Origin of the sequence: Salinimonas iocasae (assembly GCF_006228385.1) — a bacterium.
Lineage (GTDB): Bacteria > Pseudomonadota > Gammaproteobacteria > Enterobacterales > Alteromonadaceae > Alteromonas > Alteromonas iocasae.
Window position 1 is genome coordinate 1,947,336 of the sequence record NZ_CP039852.1, and the last position, 17,153, is coordinate 1,964,488.

Annotated in this window: 17 protein-coding genes; 4 read left to right on the forward strand and 13 right to left on the reverse strand. The window is 48.3% G+C overall.

What is annotated here, in order from left to right:
- Window positions 1-6 precede the first annotated feature (6 nt).
- Complete coding sequence (locus FBQ74_RS08560) at window positions 7-1,005, forward strand: 6-phosphofructokinase (protein WP_139756280.1); 999 nt, start codon at window positions 7-9, stop codon at window positions 1,003-1,005.
- A gap of 25 nt (window positions 1,006-1,030) precedes the next feature.
- Here the strand turns inward: FBQ74_RS08560 and FBQ74_RS08565 are convergent, their stop codons facing one another.
- The 4 genes from FBQ74_RS08565 to FBQ74_RS08580 form a co-directional block, all read right to left on the reverse strand.
- Entirely contained in the window at window positions 1,031-1,858 is an 828-nt protein-coding gene (locus FBQ74_RS08565) for a LytR/AlgR family response regulator transcription factor (protein ID WP_139756281.1), read from the reverse strand.
- The gene (locus FBQ74_RS08570) at window positions 1,855-2,934 is read right to left on the reverse strand and encodes a sensor histidine kinase (RefSeq protein ID WP_139756282.1); all 1,080 of its coding nucleotides are present in this window, start codon (window positions 2,932-2,934) and stop codon (window positions 1,855-1,857) included. The genes FBQ74_RS08565 and FBQ74_RS08570 overlap by 4 nt, the downstream gene beginning before the upstream one ends.
- Before the next feature lie 119 nt (window positions 2,935-3,053).
- Window positions 3,054-3,515, reverse strand: a complete 462-nt coding sequence (locus FBQ74_RS08575) for an Mpo1 family 2-hydroxy fatty acid dioxygenase (RefSeq protein ID WP_139756283.1) — start codon at window positions 3,513-3,515, stop codon at window positions 3,054-3,056.
- 11 nt (window positions 3,516-3,526) lie between these two features.
- Window positions 3,527-4,177, reverse strand: coding sequence for a PilZ domain-containing protein (locus tag FBQ74_RS08580; protein WP_139756284.1), 651 nt, complete (start codon window positions 4,175-4,177; stop codon window positions 3,527-3,529).
- Between the two features lie 131 nt (window positions 4,178-4,308).
- Here FBQ74_RS08580 and FBQ74_RS08585 point away from each other — a divergent pair, with 131 nt between their 5' ends.
- Window positions 4,309-6,087: a M61 family metallopeptidase gene (locus FBQ74_RS08585; RefSeq protein WP_139756285.1), complete on the forward strand. Its 1,779-nt coding sequence runs from the start codon at window positions 4,309-4,311 to the stop codon at window positions 6,085-6,087.
- 13 nt (window positions 6,088-6,100) lie between these two features.
- On the opposite strand, the gene FBQ74_RS08590 is transcribed toward FBQ74_RS08585, so the two are convergent.
- The 3 genes from FBQ74_RS08590 to yejK form a co-directional block, all read right to left on the reverse strand.
- Window positions 6,101-6,877 (reverse strand): M23 family metallopeptidase, encoded by a 777-nt coding sequence (locus tag FBQ74_RS08590; RefSeq protein WP_408641355.1) that lies wholly within the window; start codon window positions 6,875-6,877, stop codon window positions 6,101-6,103.
- A 35-nt stretch (window positions 6,878-6,912) separates the two neighbouring features.
- The gene (locus FBQ74_RS08595) at window positions 6,913-7,791 is read right to left on the reverse strand and encodes a 6-carboxytetrahydropterin synthase (protein ID WP_139756287.1); all 879 of its coding nucleotides are present in this window, start codon (window positions 7,789-7,791) and stop codon (window positions 6,913-6,915) included.
- Between the two features lie 72 nt (window positions 7,792-7,863).
- Window positions 7,864-8,937 carry a nucleoid-associated protein YejK gene (gene yejK, locus FBQ74_RS08600; RefSeq protein WP_139756288.1) on the reverse strand — a complete coding sequence of 358 codons (1,074 nt, stop codon included), beginning with the start codon at window positions 8,935-8,937 and terminating at the stop codon, window positions 7,864-7,866.
- Window positions 8,938-9,095: 158 nt separating this feature from the next.
- Here yejK and FBQ74_RS08605 point away from each other — a divergent pair, with 158 nt between their 5' ends.
- Together FBQ74_RS08605 and FBQ74_RS08610 are read left to right on the forward strand one after the other, a co-directional pair.
- Window positions 9,096-9,311 carry a YejL family protein gene (locus FBQ74_RS08605; RefSeq protein WP_139756289.1) on the forward strand — a complete coding sequence of 72 codons (216 nt, stop codon included), beginning with the start codon at window positions 9,096-9,098 and terminating at the stop codon, window positions 9,309-9,311.
- Between the two features lie 12 nt (window positions 9,312-9,323).
- The gene (locus FBQ74_RS08610; protein ID WP_139756290.1) at window positions 9,324-10,847 is read left to right on the forward strand and encodes a DUF3413 domain-containing protein; all 1,524 of its coding nucleotides are present in this window, start codon (window positions 9,324-9,326) and stop codon (window positions 10,845-10,847) included.
- Here the strand turns inward: FBQ74_RS08610 and FBQ74_RS08615 are convergent.
- The 6 genes from FBQ74_RS08615 to FBQ74_RS08640 all read right to left on the reverse strand — a co-directional run bounded on the left by FBQ74_RS08615 (window position 10,822) and on the right by FBQ74_RS08640 (window position 17,028).
- Complete coding sequence (locus FBQ74_RS08615; protein ID WP_139756291.1) at window positions 10,822-11,412, reverse strand: D-glycero-alpha-D-manno-heptose-1,7-bisphosphate 7-phosphatase; 591 nt, start codon at window positions 11,410-11,412, stop codon at window positions 10,822-10,824. The two genes, FBQ74_RS08610 and FBQ74_RS08615, sit on opposite strands and share 26 nt — an antisense overlap.
- Entirely contained in the window at window positions 11,409-12,230 is an 822-nt protein-coding gene (locus FBQ74_RS08620) for a putative RNA methyltransferase (protein WP_139756292.1), read from the reverse strand. Before FBQ74_RS08620 ends, FBQ74_RS08615 begins: the two co-directional genes overlap by 4 nt.
- Before the next feature lie 96 nt (window positions 12,231-12,326).
- Entirely contained in the window at window positions 12,327-13,217 is an 891-nt protein-coding gene (gene mmsB / locus FBQ74_RS08625) for a 3-hydroxyisobutyrate dehydrogenase (protein WP_139756293.1), read from the reverse strand.
- Window positions 13,214-14,356, reverse strand: coding sequence for an enoyl-CoA hydratase/isomerase family protein (locus FBQ74_RS08630; protein WP_139756294.1), 1,143 nt, complete (start codon window positions 14,354-14,356; stop codon window positions 13,214-13,216). Before FBQ74_RS08630 ends, mmsB begins: the two co-directional genes overlap by 4 nt.
- A 17-nt stretch (window positions 14,357-14,373) precedes the next feature.
- A complete protein-coding gene (locus FBQ74_RS08635; RefSeq protein ID WP_139756295.1) occupies window positions 14,374-15,528 on the reverse strand; it encodes an acyl-CoA dehydrogenase family protein in 1,155 nt (384 codons plus the stop codon).
- A 9-nt stretch (window positions 15,529-15,537) separates the two neighbouring features.
- Window positions 15,538-17,028: a CoA-acylating methylmalonate-semialdehyde dehydrogenase gene (locus FBQ74_RS08640; protein WP_139756296.1), complete on the reverse strand. Its 1,491-nt coding sequence runs from the start codon at window positions 17,026-17,028 to the stop codon at window positions 15,538-15,540.
- Window positions 17,029-17,153: the final 125 nt, after the last annotated feature.

The window sequence follows — 17,153 nt, forward strand, 5'->3', positions numbered from 1 at the left end:
CAAATTGTGACAAAGCATATCGCTATTCTGACATCAGGGGGAGATGCCCCCGGAATGAATGCGTGTATACGCGCCATCGTTATTGCCGCAGACCGCCAGGGATACCAGATTTCCGGCTACCTGCGCGGTTACAATGGCCTGTTGGATGACCAGCGTATTACACTGACCTGTGAACGCATGCATAATCTTTTGCAACAGGGTGGAACCATTCTTCATAGCGCGCGATGCAAGCCGTTTACTACTGAGCAGGGTTTGCAAACCGCTGCTGATAATTTGAGTAAAGCCAGCGTCGACACATTATTTGTTATTGGAGGGGATGGCTCATTTCGCGGTGCACATGCGCTGGGTGATATCTGGGATGGACAGATCATCGGTCTGCCGGGAACTATTGATAATGATGTTGCCGGTACAGACGCAACCATTGGTTACTATACCGCGATTGAAACCGCCGTAAGCTCAATTGATAAAGTCAGGGATACAGCCGATGCGTTTGACCGGGTGTTTATGGTTGAGGTAATGGGCAGGCACGCAGGCTTTCTGGCACTGCACGCGGCGTTGGCTTCCGCGTCAGATTACGTCATTTTGCCTGAGCGCTTTACAGACGAGAGGGATACCCTTAGTCAGATCTGCAAGCAAATTCAGCAGCGTCAGGCTAAACGCGGTCCAGTTAGTTATGTCATTGTGCTAGCAGAAAATGTCTGGCCGGAAGGAATAAACGACTTATGTGTCAAGCTCGCTAAACAAAGCGATATGGAAGTCAAACCGGTGATTTTAGGGCATGTGCAACGTGGTGGAAGCCCTGTTAGCCAGGATCGTTTACTTGCCGTTCAGTTGGGTACTTATGCGGTGTCACTGGTCGAGACTTCTACCAGCGGGGTTATGGTCGGCACTTATGAAGATAAAGCGGTGACCGTACCGTTACCGCAAACCTGGGAAGAGACCAAACCATTGCCGGACGATGCGGTGACCACTATGACGACCCTCATGAATGAGCGTTACCAATAACAGCACCGCAGCGTTTGAGGCTTAATCACATTTTCATCGCCGCTTTCACCTTGTCACGATGACTGCGGCTCACTTTCAGTTCAGTATCATTTTGCAGAATCAGGTGGTACTCACCACTGATGTGACTAACCAGCTTTTTGACAAACCGGATATTGGCGATGGCCGAGCGATGTACTCTTACAAACCACTGCGGATTGAGCTCCTGCTCTAACTCTTTCATGGTTTTGCGCATAATATGCATTCCATCCAGAGCATGAACGCACATGTAATCACCTGCCGCATCAATCCACTGGATATCCTGAACCGCGACCCGTGTAACTTCTGAACCATCTTTTATCGCCAGTACTTCAGGGTAAGGGTTGGTATCAATAGATTCACCACTGGCCAGCTTCTGCAAAATGGTCTCACAGTCATCGCCGGTTAAATCAGCAACCAGACTGGCCAGTTTGCGCGACTGTTCATCCTGGTGCTGATTATTAAGATGATCACGCACCTTTGTCAGCGCTTCATTAAGCCTTTCATCATCAGCCGGTTTAAGCAGATAATCCAGAGCATGAACGTCAAATGCTTTTATGGCATAACTATCATAGGCGGTAACAAAAACAATTAGCGGAATAGGCTGATTGAGTTCCTGTAACTTATGAATAACCTGAAAGCCGTTTAGTCCCGGCATTTGGATATCCAGAAATACCAAATCCGGGCGGTGCTGAGAAATCGCACTGACCGCATCCAGGCCGTTCTGGCATTCTGTCACCAGTTCAACATCGTCAAATCGCTCAAGACGAGCACGTAAGCCGCGGCGTGCTAATGGCTCATCGTCTACAATAATGGTTCTGATAGTTTGCTTGCTCATAATTTGCATTCTTTTAATTCACTGGGAATACGCAGTCTGACTCTGACACCGGTGGGCTGGTTATGCTCCACTGAAAATGCAAAATTTCGATGATACAACGACTGCAAACGTTCCCTGATATTAACCAGGCCGACGCCTTTTTCCCGGGAAAGCTGACCATCCTTAATATCAGCTCCCGGACCATTGTCGGCGACGTCCAACAATAAATCATTTCCAAAAATCCGGGCAGAAATGGCGATTCTACCCCCCTGCTCCATCTTAGATATGGCATGCTTAATCGCATTTTCAATAAGCGGCTGAAGAATCATGCTGGGCACCAGTGCATCTTCACATGAAGGTTCGATATCCCACTCAACCTCAAGCCGGTCATCAAATCTTACTTTTTCAATTTCCAGGTACAGACGCAGCGCCTTAACTTCCTGGCTAAGGGGTACTCGCTTAATCGGGTCATTATCAAGAGAATAGCGTAAAAAATTACTCAGACGAGAAACCATCGCCTCTGCGGTTTCGTTCTCTTTTAGCAGTATCAGTGTGGATATCGCATTGAGTGTATTGAACAAAAAATGCGGGTTAAGCTGATAGCGCAACATTTTAATGTGCGCCTGATGCGCCATCGTGCTCGCTTTAAGTGCATTCTGCTTTTCTTTTTGCAGCATTTGAAAATTTTTGATGCCGAAGTAAAGACCGCTCCAGCAACCGATCATGATCATGGAGTTAATTGTATTGGTGAAATACATATACCAGGCGTCTGGGCGATAACCGTGCTTATAAATTTCCCAGTAGTTAATATTTTTAATAACTGCCCATATCAATGCCGTGACATAACAGGCGAGTAAAACAACGCCCAGCATTTTAAGTGGCGAAAGATTGCGAGCCCGACGGAATATATAGCGTAGCGGTATAGTAACCAGCCAACCCGCATAAGCATTTAATAATATAATGAATACCCAGATCGGGCGGACATCGTGTAGGAAAGAACCGATATAATAAATAAGCGCGAAGCCTGCCCAGCCCATGCTGTGGAAGGTCCAGAAAAGTCGCTCATTGCTTTCGAAAGTTTTTTGCCAGCGGCTCACGTAACTACCGGATTTCTTGGATGTTACGTGCAATTATACGCATAAATAGCGCATATGCGTGTCACACTATCGTAAACCTGTGCTATCTGGTCGCACAGATATTCTGTACACATACTGTATTAATAACCAATATTCATGCGTTTAAGCCAGTGAACCCACCACCATGCAGGGCCTACCAGCAAAAAGCGCAAATCCTCCAGAAAAGATGGCTTTTTACCCTCTATCTTGTGACCGACAAACTGCAGAATCCACATAACAATAAACAGTGCAAGACAGAACTGCCAGACTGAAATTCCGGCATTTTCTAATAACGCAATTCCACCAAAGCAAGCCAGTGTCAGCAGTGTCATTGCCGCGCCAATGGGGCCTGATAACCGAAAGTAGTAATACAATACCGGAATGGAGATAACATGCGCCCAGCTGACATCAAACTTCGCCAGCCACTGAGGCACGGGTATAGCGTACAACAGGCCAAGGGTAACAAAATAAATACTGGGAACTGCTATGGCGTGTATAAGAATATTCGTTTTGTTCCGGTGACTTTCAGAATATCGATCTAACAGCTGTTCTATCTGGCGCATAAACAGTCCTTCTACTCATAATACAAAATGTGCCGCTCCAGTAACGTTGAGACTGCATCCTGCTTTTCGCCGAACTGCAGACCAATGTACACATAGTCATTTTCGTAGGTCACATTTTTAACCGATGCATTAATACTAAGGGTTTTACTTTCCAGTTGATAGTATAATGTTAATATTTTGTTACCATCAAACTCAGGCATCATCTGCTGCTTTATTGCCACCCTACAGCCGGAAACGGATGCATCGGTGATGATCGCATCAACCGGTTCGTGACCTTCCACTGTTGCACGCACGCCAATGCCGGGATATCCACGCTTTACCGCACGCAGCCCCCGGGACTGCAGGGTTTCGGGAAATGAGGTAATGAGCACTGACAAGGGATTATGGAGCAAGCGAAGTACTTTGACCTTAAACGCAACAATTGTCCCGCTGTCACCTTCAAGCACATGTCGGACTACAACGGAATTACCCGGCAAAAGAAGATCCCGGGTAGATGCCCATCGCGAACTGGTAGGGATTGAGAAAAACAGCCCCTGTCCTTCTTCCATGCCAACGTAACGTGTTCTCACCCTTTTTGGGGCTGTGGGTGTGGCAATTTGTAAGTCGACGCCGTCACCCACGGCGATATCCCGTAATAGCTGAAGTTCCTTTTGCGCTAACATCCGATGGCTCCTGAACAGTTGATAGCTATCTGTTTTAACATCAGTTTAATCTATTGATGTGCGCCCTGCTACTGACATTAACAGTATTGTTGGGCATCATAGAGACAACATTTATCTATGATAGCCCTATTATGACAGAACAGATCCTACAGCCACACTATGAGCTGTCAGTCGCGTCAAAGCAAAAGCATATTTTCAGTGTAACGTTACACATACCAGCGTGTGACCAGGATACCGTTACGCTGACCCTGCCGGCCTGGATACCCGGAAGCTACATGATTCGGGATTTTGCCCGACACATTATTAGTCTGTCAGCGCAAACCTCTACCGGTGAAACCAAAAATATCAGTAAGACTGACAAGCAAACCTGGGTTATCGAGAGTCATCGACAGCCTGTTACTGTGACCTATGAAGTCTTTGCGTTTGATTTGTCGGTGCGCTCCGCCTTTATCAACGACCAATATGCTTTTTGCAATGGTACCTCTGTATTTTTACAGGTTTCAGGTATGGAAGACAGACCCCATGATCTGACGATTCACCAGCCTGATGAGACAGACTGGATACTGGAAACCACCATGCCCACCCACAACAAACAGTACCGTGCACAGGATTACGCGGAGCTTATTGATCACCCTGTGTTCATTGGTCAGGCTGTGACAAAAAGCTTTTCAGTCAACGGGATAGAGTTTGTTGTGTTATTTAGCGGCAAGGACCCAATCGACATAGACCGAATCTGCAAGGATCTTGTTCCTGTTTGCGAACATCACCTGTCGCTGTTTGGCGAACCCTATCCTGTTGAGCGTTATGTATTCATGACGTTACTCAGTAACGAAGGTTTTGGCGGTCTGGAACACAGAAGTTCAACAGCCCTGCTCTTTCCCCGCTTTGAACTGCCTTTGACAGGTGAAACAGCAACACACTCTGACGGTTACACCACCTTTTTAAGTTTGTGTAGTCATGAACTATTTCATACCTGGCATGTGAAACGTATCAAGCCTGAGGTGTTGGTTGCCCCTGATATGGGCAAAGAGGTATTTACCAATCAGTTATGGATTTATGAAGGCTTTACCAGCTTCTATGATGATCTGACACTGGCCCGTACCGGCTTGATTACCCCGGAGAAGTATCTTGAAATTGTCGGCCAGAATGTCACCAGACTACTGCAGGCAGGTGGCCGCCACAAACAAAGCGCAGCTGAATCCAGTTTTGATGCCTGGACCCGTTTTTATAAGCAGGATGCTAATTCGGCCAATCATATTGTCAGTTATTACACCAAAGGTGGAATCATTGCGATGGGTCTGGATCTGCTGTTACGTCGCCAGAGTGATGGGAAATACAGCCTGGATGACGTTATGCGCTTATTATGGGAAAGCTATGGCAAAGATATTTCAGGAACCCCTGATGATGTAATTCGTAGCCTGTGCCAGGATGCGTTCAATATTGATGTAACCCCCTATCTCGACAGCGTGGTTTACGGTACCGACGATGTCGCCCTTGAAACCTGGCTAAGCGATATTGGCTTGCAGTTAAAATACCGCCCCAAACTGGGTTTGTCGGATAAAGGTGGGACTGCGCCCAAAAATACAGTTTCACGTTATCAGTTTGGTGCGAATATCAAAAATGCCGCCACCGGCGTGACAGTGGTTCAGGTGATGGATGACACACCGGCAAGCAATGCGGGCATACAGACCAATGACACCATCATTGCTGTTAACGGCTATATCACTAGCGAAGCCCTTCTACCCAGAGTTATCAGTGCAAGCGAAAACGACGCCGTTGAGCTGACGGTGGCGCGCGAAGGTAGGTTGTTAACATTATCTATGGCACTGACACCGGAGAAAGACGATGCCTGCTACTTTGTCATAGAAGATAGGGAAAAATTAACGCGCTGGCTGGGAACACAGCGCTAGGTAAGTGGCCGCCTCAGTTGCGGGGCGGCACTAACAGTTCAGGATCGAGACGCTGATTATTCAGATTAATCCGCCAGTCCAGATGCGGCCCGGTTGCCCGGCCTGTTTCGCCTATGGTGCCGACCTTTTCCCCCTGAGAGACGGTGTCGCCGACATCTACGGTCATTGTATCCAGGTGCAAAAACGTGCTGAAAACACCCATGCCGTGATCAAGCACTACAGTATAGCCAGAATAGTATAAGTCTTCAGCTAGCGTCACTTTACCATCAACCGGGGCCACTACTGGCGTGCCGGTCGGTGAACCAACATCAAGGCCAAAATGCGGTCGGCTGGGTTTACCATTTAGTATACGCTGACTGCCATAAACCCCGGTAACAGGCCCTTCCGCCGGCCAGATAAAACCGGTAAACAAGGCATCATTATCGGATTTTGCAGAGCGCGCCTTATAGACGTTGGCTGCATCTTTACGAATACGCTTTAAAACGGATTCCGGCGGCGTCACCATTTTCTGGTCCAGGCCGTCAATACGTTGCGTGACATAGTCGCGCTCTGAGATAGTTAACGTTTTTTGCTGCTCGGTGCCATCTGGTAATGTCCAGGCCAGGGTATGTTCAAGGCTGGCGTCCCGGTCGAAGCCAAAGACAAACTTGCCTTGCTGATTAACCGGCAAAGCCTCACCGTTAAGGCTTACCTTGCTCCCCTCGGGTAATTGCCCTCGTACCAGACTGCCCTGTGTCAGTTTACCGTTTAAAGTAAGCTCACTGGCTACCGCTGTGGTGATAAAGGGCATCACCACACTTAACAAGATTACCGTTAACGCTTTTTTCATACCGTACCTGCCACCATAGCACCTTTACCCACGCCCTCGTACGCCATTACACGCAGATTGCCCGATCCTGTGCGTTTGCGCTGTTCATCAAAAATGAATTGCGCCAGACACTCTACTGTAGAGTCAGTTTCGACGACCTCACAGCTTTTGCGTGGAATGATGAGCTCAAAATAGCCTTGGGACGACTCGTAGGCACAGCAATAGTAATCCAGCGGATTGTCCAGTGCCCCGGACGAGCGACGCCCCTCGTAATCGATGATATCTTCGCGGGTAATAATGTAGATATCTTCCCAGCGCTGCGCCCAGTATTGCTGGCTTTCAAGGCAAGCCTGCTCATCAATAAATATACCAATCCGGGAACGATGACCATGGGCGATACGCTGACAATTCCCGTCATGCTTTTTCAAGCCGTGGGTATAGTGATAAAACGGCGTCAATATCTGCTCAGCGCGTAACTTGAGCTCAATATTGGCAACGTTTTCAGGTAAATGCGTTGCAATAACCTCTCGCATGTAGCTTCCTACCGACGCCATTGTCACTGTATCGGCATACACGAATGCATAGGCTTCAGCGGGGCAAAACAGCTGAATAATTTCATCGTTGTCGAGTGTGAACCGCACTTCCACCTGCTCATCGTCCAGATGAGTAATGCTGGCTCCGGCATGATCAGCAGGCACCAACAGTTTGTGATCGACGTATTCGTCAATCAGGCGCTTTAAATCTTTTTTTACCTTACCGAAATCCTGGATCATGCTTTCATCGTTCAGGTCACCATCAAGCATGACATCAACAATCCAGCTTTCACCTACCATACCGCGACGGGGACACAGGTAGGAAAAATCCATTACGGTTAAATCATTTACAAACAGTTGCATAAGTACCTTACAACTAAAATTTTATTTATTATACGGCAAAACGCCATTACGCTCACCCGTATACCGGGGCATTTAACTGCCTGACTGGCGATTCAGCTGGTCTTTTAAGTTGGGCGGAATACCTTTGATTGTCAGTGTATCGGTGGTTGGATCATAAATGACCCTGTCGCCAAGCAGCTTTCGCTCAAAACTGACACTCACACCGGCGCCAGCACCAGTAAATTTCGCCAGCTGACGCAGCGCTGCCGGGTCTGGTTGTATGTCTTTCTCTAACGGCGTTTCGAGTGACTTCGTGAATTGCTCAAATGAGTGTTGCTCATCTTCTCTGGCTGGCAGGCGACCTGACAGTTCACTGACAGACAGCGACTCCCCGGTTTCTATCTTTTCCTTAAAGTAAGACTTTACTTCCTCACGGTGCTGTTCCTGCTCCTGACGATCAAGGTTTTCACCAGCCAGATAAGCATCAACCGAAGAGATCAGCTGCTTATTCTGCTGCTTTACATCAACCAGTTCTTCACAGCCAATGAAATCCATGAAAAAGTCGGACACCTTTCTGCCCATTCGCCCTTTAATAAAGCTGATGTAGCGCTGTTGCTCAGGCTGGGTATCAAGCTGAGTCAGGTCAATTCTTACTGCCAGCTGCATCTTGGCCAAATCCAGATGCTCCCGTTCGTACAGCTCAAGTGACTGGTCTACCTCAACATGTGCCCGGGTATTGAGCAATGCAATCATAAGATACTGGGTAGCAAGATATTCATACTGACAGAATATCAAAAAGCCGGTTTCGACACTGCCAGCATTTGCTAACGAATCAATCAGACGACGTGTTGCATCAACAGAGAACTGATGAAAACGCGGTTCCAGATCATCAGCACCTTGTTTCTGTGCCTGCATAAAGCCGGATAGCGCCTCGGCAAACTGAGCCGACTCCTGATCCGGGCTATCTGATTCTTCATCGTCACCGGCCTGTGCGAAATGGCCAACGCCTTTGCCCGGTTTGGTATTAAAGCTATGATTAATCTGGTGAGCCAGGTGTTCTATCTGGGGCGTAACAGTCAGACATTTGTCTCGGGGGACAGCCTGAATCTTTTCCTCTTCGTTGACAATCAGTCGATGAACAACAAAGTGGTGAATAAGTGCGCTCATAGTAGAAAAGGCATCCTGTTGATTAAAAATTGAAAATTTATGATATTGAAAGCGCTAATTATGAATGAATGATTGTTATCACTCAAACAACGATTATAATCGCACTATCTATATTACCATTCTTTTAAAAGAATAAATCACACAAAAGAGGCGTACGAATGCCCCAGAACAGCCGTTATCAGGATACGGAATTTGAAGCGTTAATGAATCAGGTCATTAAGACGCTGGAAGAAAACAATGCAGACCGCGATTTATCGTTGATGGTATTGGGTAACGTTATTACTCATATTTTTGAAACCCAGGTAAAACCAAACGATCGCGCTGCGATGGCAGAAAAATTCGCCGACGTGCTGGTTAAAAGCATCAAACAATAATACTGAGAAGTTATGATTTTAGCTGAATCCCCACGCCGGCAGCGGGTGACAAAGTTAGTTAACTGGGGGCATTGGTTTGCACTGGTTAATATCGCCATCGCCATCATTATTGCATCGGTTTTTATATTCTCTTCGCCGTTGCCTGATACCGCGCTTGGTACAGCCTATTTATTTGCCAACTGGCTGGGGCATATCAGCTTTATGACGTTTTCGGGGTTCGTGATTTTCATCCTTCCCCTGTGTTATCTGGCCACGCGTCCCAATATCATCAAAGCCTGTGCATCAGCAATAGCGGCCATTGGTCTGGCTCTGCTCGCGTTCGATGCCCTGTTATACAATCGGACCGGCTTTCACATCAGCCTGAATTCCGCCACCTTATTAAAAAGTGAGGCGCAAACGCAGATCAGTCAGTTTACCTTGCAGGATTGGGGGTTTCTGGCCTTGCTGTTTATCGTCTGGCTGGGATTTCAACTAATTCTGGCAAATGCTATCTGGAAGCGTATTGCCCGGTTACAGCAACACAGAATAGGGGCACCGGTTACCAGTTTTTTTGTGCTTTGCTTTGTCAGCAGTCACGCTATCCACGTGTGGGCTGATGCGCAGTTGTATCAGCCTGTCATTAAACAGGACAATATGTTCCCCCTCTCCTACCCGGCAACAGCAAAAACAACGATGTCCCGTTACGGCTTGTTAGATCTTGCACGCTATGAGGAAAGAAAGCAGTTACAGTTTGACCCTGATATTCACAAGATCACCTATCCAATTAAGCCTGTGTATTGCTCGGTAGAGACTACCAGAACCACATTGATGATTGTACAGACCGATTCGGCTCCCCTGGCGGACTTCTCACAGTACAATCTTACTGAAATGAACCAGTATTACTCTACCGCATCGTCTTTAGAAGGACTGGTGATGACAACGTTGTTCGGTGTCCCGGAAATTTATGAGGATACGTTGCGTGCCGAAAACCCGGTATTGCTCGCTCTGCCGGTAGCATTGCAAACTGCCGTATCCATTCACACGGATGCGCCTTTACCTAATGCACTACTTGAAGGGTTCAGACAGCCAGTGTCAAACACACACGATGGCTTGCATATCGCGTTTCTGCCGGCTGCAAAAATTAGCGAGATGTTAAATCAGGATGCCTTTGCCCAGAGTAATATTCTGATTGCATCAGGCTTTCAGCCTGACGGTGGCATTGCCCGAGGCCGTATTCTGACGAACCTGGATATTCAGTCGGGTCTTGCCAGTACCGAAGATCTTGCACCTACCGTGTTAAATGCATTGGGTTGTTCTGCGCCGGTACCTTACTATTCTACGGGGCAGAATCTGTTATCACCGACACGCAACTGGCTGGTCAGCACGTCTGGCGAACGCATTGTTGTTATGCACGACAATCAGCGTATTGAGGTGTTAAGTAACGGTAGTTACGAGATAACCGATTTGCAGACCCAATCGCGCAGCACTGATAATCTGAATGTTGACCTACTCAGCCGCGCAATTAAGCACCTTACCCGGTTTTCGTCGCCGCAATAATTTGCGGCACCAGCCCCAGCACCTGCGCTACGTTATCTGCCTGAAATACACAGGCGTTGCTTAACGGTGGCGTGGGTTGCGGCTGCTCGCTAACATAGCACTGGGAACCTAACCCAGCGGCAGCGCCAGCCTGAATATCACGCCAGCTATCACCTAAAAGAACACTTTTACTTAAGTCTGCACCCAAATCACTGGCAGCACTGAGCAGCATTCCCGGCCCGGGCTTTCTGCAATCACAGTGTTTTTTGTAAGGCGGGTAAGCCTCTGTCGGGTGATGCGGGCAGAAATATACGGGCATAAAAGGCATGCCCTTTTCAGCAAAGGCTTCGCGCATCCACTGCGTTAAATTGTGAAAGTCAGATTCAGTGTAATATCCCCGGCCAATACCTGACTGATTGGTTACCACAACAGGCAGAAAACCATGCTCAACAAACGCTTCGACGACCTCGAAAATGCCCGGTATAAAATTGAACGCAGCTTTGTTCCCTACATATCCTTTGTCTTCGTTGATGATGCCATCTCTGTCCAGAAATAACAGACGGGTTTGCTGGTCATGCTGGTTCATGATGGCTTACACCAAGTCCTGATCACAAAATCCGCAGTGACCTGTTGCAACGCTTCAGCTAACGCCTCCCGTTTTTCAGGCTGTAATTTCCAGTACAGTGGCGTCATACCCAGCAGACCTGTACGGCGTTTGTCATCGTGTAAATCCAGACTGAATTTGACGTGTTGCTGCGCTTTCATGGTAAGCGCTTCGCTGTCAGGTGCACTGATTTCGTGTTTTTGAGGATGCGTGTAGATGTGCTGCTTCAACTCAAACAGATGTTCCGGACCCGGATCGACGGTTATCATTACACCATCAGGTTTCATTACCCTGGCATATTCTGCGTGGTCCCCCGGAGCGAAAACTTCCAGCAGTACATCCTGTGACTCACTCTGCAGCGGCAGATGATATGAGCTGGCCACAACATACTGACTCTCTTTATCCGCTTTTGCTGCGCGCTCTACGCCCACCTTCGCTATATCGTTGGCAGAAGTGGTCAGTGAGACTTTGTGTGCTGACAACGCCTGACGCAGATAACGAACGTACGCCCCTTCACCGCACCCCGTTTCAAACAGGCAAACAGCAGACTTGTGCAGCGTTTCTTTGTGAATACATGCTGCCAGTTCAGCCATTAGAGGCGCGTAGCCAGCTGTACTATGAAAATCTTTTCGTGCGGTAAGCATGACTTTGTCGTCACCAGGCTGCCTGGAGTTCTTATTCTGCACCGGCAGTAAATTAACATAACCACTTTTGGCTTTATCAAAGGTGTGGTTATTCTCGCAGTGCCAGAATTTATCTGTAAGTTGGAGTGATTGTTGGCAGAGTGGACATTGCCACATGAAACGTGTTCCGAATTGCAAAAACTGGAACAAATGCTAGCAGATAAGCGATGAAAAGCGAAACCGGGTGACTTATATCACCCGGTTTTGCGTGGTTTATTTTTCTGATGAAAACATAGAAAAAATGCTGGAGAAATCTTTATCAGCGAAACCATTCCCCTGATGTAAACGGTAAAGACTCTGCGCAAGCGCCGCCATTGGCGTTGAAGAACTGCTCTGCGCCGCAGCATTCATTGCCAGCGTCAGATCCTTATTCATCAGCTTAACCATAAATCCGCCGGCATAGTCGTTAGACGAAGGCACGTTTTCCATCACACCGGGGCACGGGTTATATTTTTCAAGCGTCCAGTTAGACCCCGAGCTTTGCAACATGATGTCGCTCATGACCTTGGGATCCAATCCGTTATCAATCGCTAACTGTAACGCCTCACTGGTACCGGCCATAAGTACAGCAAGAAGCATATTGTTGCAAATTTTAGCGACCTGCCCGGCCCCTAAAGGTCCGGCATGAAAGATATTTTTACCCAGGTGCTCTAATATCGGGCGCGCCATGGATACGGCTTCATCTGTGCCACCCATAATGAAAGTCAAAGTCCCCGCGGCTGCACCTGCAGTGCCACCGGATACCGGCGCATCGACAAAATGCCGGCCAGATGACTCAATGGCCTCACCCACATCTCTGGCGCTTTGTGCATCAATCGTGCTTGAGTCGATTATCAATGCATCAGGCTTCGCGTGCGGTACTATGCCATCATCACCCAGATAAAGTGATTTAACATGAGTGGCGGCCGGTAACATGCTGATTATGATATCTGCCTCTTTAATCGCTTCCTTCGCGCTGCCAGCAGGTTTAGCGCCTTTTGCGCACGCTGCTTCCACAGCTGCAGGCACAAGGTCAAATACTGTTACATCACAACCTGCATCAAGCAGATTAGCCGCCATTGGGCCACCCATATTACCCAGTCCGATAAATGCTATCTTTTTCATGATTTTTCTCCCAGTTGCGCCAGAGGATGCGACTCATCCTGCCAGGGGTCACTGAAAAAGTACTCAACAACTTCTTCAGGTACCGATGCGACGTCATCAAACTTCCATTGCGGTGTATTATCTTTATCAATTAACAATGCCCGGATCCCTTCCTGAAACTCACCATATTCACCGCAGTGACAGGACACACCAAGCTCGGTCTTAAAGCATTCAGCAAGAGAAAGTGACTGCCCCCGCCTGATTTGTTCATACACCAGATGCGCCGTTATCGGTGAGCCCGCTGCCAGCGATTTTTGTGCCTTTGACAGCCACTTGTCGTCATCGGCATCCAGGCTAGAAATGCCTTCAACCACCGCCGCCAGAGAGTCTGCCTCACACACGCTATCAATCGCTTGTCTGTGAGGTTCCACCTGCCCGGCCACACGCTCATCCTGCGCAACTTCAAAGCGTTGCAATACATCAGATACAGATTGGCTGGTCGCTTCGGCGGTCGAAACATCACACTCTGCCAGCGCTTTAAAAATTGCATCTTTATCCTGTGCGTCACAGTAATGATCAGCAAGGCCAATATACAATGCGTCTGAGGCATTGATACTGGCGCCGGTCAGCCCTAAAAACAGGCCTGTTTTGCCGGGTAAGCGTGGCAGAAAATAGGTACCGCCAACGTCGGGATATAAGCCTATTGATATCTCAGGCATGGCCAGACGTGATGATTGTGTAACCACGCGGTGCGAGGCACCGGTCATCAGGCCCATTCCACCGCCCATTACAATACCGTGTCCCCACGCAATAACGGGTTTGTTGTATGTGCGAATGGCGTAATCCAGCGTGTACTCAACGGTAAAAAAGGTTTTTACAAAATGCGGCACACTGTCAGGGTTATCCTTCATGGCGTTGTACATACTGACAATATCGCCGCCTGCACAAAATGCCTTATCGCCGGTCGCATCCATCACCACGAACGCAACCTCATCGCGCTTCGCCCAGGACTTCAGCGCCCCGAGCATAATCTCTGCCATTTCTAAATCCAGTGCATTCAATGCTTTGGGTTTATTAAGCGTGAGATGTCCGGCCACCTTTCCGTTACTCAGTGGAATTTCACTGACAGTAACAGGTAGTGTCTGACTGTGTTCACTCATTGCTGTCTCCTTGGAACTTAAAGCACTTCGCGTTCATCGGCAATCAGGCGACGGCCAATGATAACGCGCATAATTTCATTGGTACCTTCCAGAATCTGATGAACCCGCACATCGCGAACATGGCGCTCCAGCGGATATTCTTTGATGTACCCGTATCCACCATGCAGTTGCAATGCTTCATTACAAACCGTGAAGCCTACATCTGTTGCAAAACGTTTTGCCATTGCACAATACGTGGTTTTATCGGCATCATCATTGTCCAGCTTCCAGGCAGCCAGGCGAACCATCTGCCGCGCCGCTACCAGTTCAGTTCCCATGTCCGCCAGTTTGAACTGCAAAGCCTGGAAAGCAGCAATAGGTTTACCAAACTGCTCACGCTCCTGCATATAATCACGCGCAGTATTCAGCGCCTGTTGCGCGGTGCCCAAAGAGCAGGTAGCAATATTAATGCGACCGCCATCCAGCCCCTTCATGGCAAGCTTGAACCCTTCGCCTTCATTGCCTAGCAGCCATTGCGGATCAAGTTTGACATCTTCAAAGGTGATCATGCGCGTAGGCTGTGCATTCCAGCCCATTTTTTCTTCTGGCTTGCCATAGGAAATACCATCAGCATCGGCAGGCACCGCGAACGCTGAAACCCCTTTGGCACCGTCCTCACCGGTTCTTGCCATTACCACCAGCACATCGGTACTACCGGCACCAGAGATGAACACTTTTGAACCATTAAGCACATAGTGGTCGCCTTCTTTGCGAGCGCTGGTCTTAAGTGATGCCGCATCTGAACCGGCACCCGGCTCAGTCAGACAGTAAGATGCCAGTTTCTGACCGGTAACCAATGTCTCACACCACATCTGCTTAACCGCATCCTGTCCCCAGGTTGCAATCATCCATGTTGCCATGTTGTGTATGGTTAGCATTGCCGTTGTCGTGGTGCAGCCCATTGCTAATTGTTCAAAAATAATAGAGGAATCAAGGCGACTCAGACCTAACCCCCCTGCTTCTTCAGGGGTATAGAGTCCGCAAAAGCCGAGCTCACCAGCCTGTTGAATAGCCTCTACCGGAAAATGGTGTTCACGATCCCACTTCGCTGCATTAGGTGCCAGGACCTCACGGGCAAACTGGCGCGCAGTATCAGCAAAAGCCTGTTGATCATCTGTGAGTTCAAAATTCATAACTGCTACTTACCCCAGTGAAATTGTCATATTCGGGCCGCCAGGGATGTCATCTTCCAGCCAGCGCGATGTGATAGTTTTGGTCTCGGAATAGAAGCGAATCGCTTGTTTGCCGTAAGCGTGCAGATCGCCAAAGAACGAGTTTTTCCACCCGGTAAAAGAGAAAAACGGCAGCGGTACAGGAATCGGAATATTAATACCTACCTGCCCAACTGTTACTTCGTGCTGATATTTGCGTGCTGCGGCGCCATTAGAGGTAAAGATTGAAGTACCGTTTCCGTACGGGTTGTTGTTTACCAGTGTCAGGGCATCATCCAAAGAATCCGCGTTCATGATGGATAATACCGGTCCGAAAATTTCTTCTTTGTAAATATCCATTTCATCTGTAACGTCACTGAAGACCGTCGGGCCAATCCAGTTTCCGTTTTCGTAACCTTCTACGGTAAAGTCTGAACCGTCGACCAGGCAGGTTGCGCCCTGCTGTTTACCGCTGTCGATAAGACGTAATACGCGCTCTTTTGCCTGCGGGCTGATAACAGGGCCATATGCAGATTCTTTTTGATCCCACGGACCTGGTTTAACCGCTTTGATGCGCTCAGCCAACTCTGGGATCCACTGTTGTGCCTCACCCACAAATACAGCAACAGAAATAGCCATACAGCGTTGACCGGCAGCACCAACAGAAGCACCCACAAGATTATTCAGAACATGCTCTTTATTAGCATCCGGCATAATAACGGTATGGTTTTTCGCACCCGCGAAACATTGGGCGCGTTTCATATGCGCCGTAGCGGTACGATAGATATGCTGGCCGACCGGAACAGAACCGACGAATGAAACCGCTTTAATATCCGGATGGGTTAGCAGCGGCTCGACCTGTTCTTTACCACCATGAATGACATTCAGTACGCCGTCTGGAGCGCCGGCTTCTTTGAAGAGCTCGGCCAGGCGAACGGGGGTCAGAGGGTCCTGCTCTGAAGGCTTAAGGACAAACGTATTACCACAGGCAATAGCCAGCGGGAACATCCACAAAGGAATCATTGCTGGGAAATTAAAAGGAGTAATACCTGCACATACGCCCAGTGGCTGTGTGTAGCTATAAGTATCGATACCACGGGCGACGTTCTCTGCTGTTTCGCCCATCATCAGTGACGGCACATTCATAGCCTGTTCAACCACTTCAATACCACGCCATACATCGCCCATTGCATCATCAAATGTTTTGCCGGTTTCCTGCGCAAGCGTTTCAGCGATGTCTTTTTGGTGTTCTTTAAGCAGTGCCTGATAACGCATCATCAGACGGGCACGCTCGGTTACAGGTACATCTTTCCAGGTCTCAAACGCTGTTTTTGCTGACGCGATAGCCTGAGAGATTTCGTCTTCTGTGGCGCAGGGAGCCTGCGCAATGACTTCATTATTAGCAGGATTCGTAACATCAATGTGCTGAGTTGCATCAGAGTTTTTGAACTCACCATTGATTAATAAGGGTACATGTTTCATCGCTGTTTCCTTTGATAAACGGACGTTGGAGACACCATAACTCTGGCTCCCCTTGACGTAAACGTTAACCATAAACGTAAGGTTGGTTTTTTGTAAACATAATGTGACATGGAAAGCGTCAGATT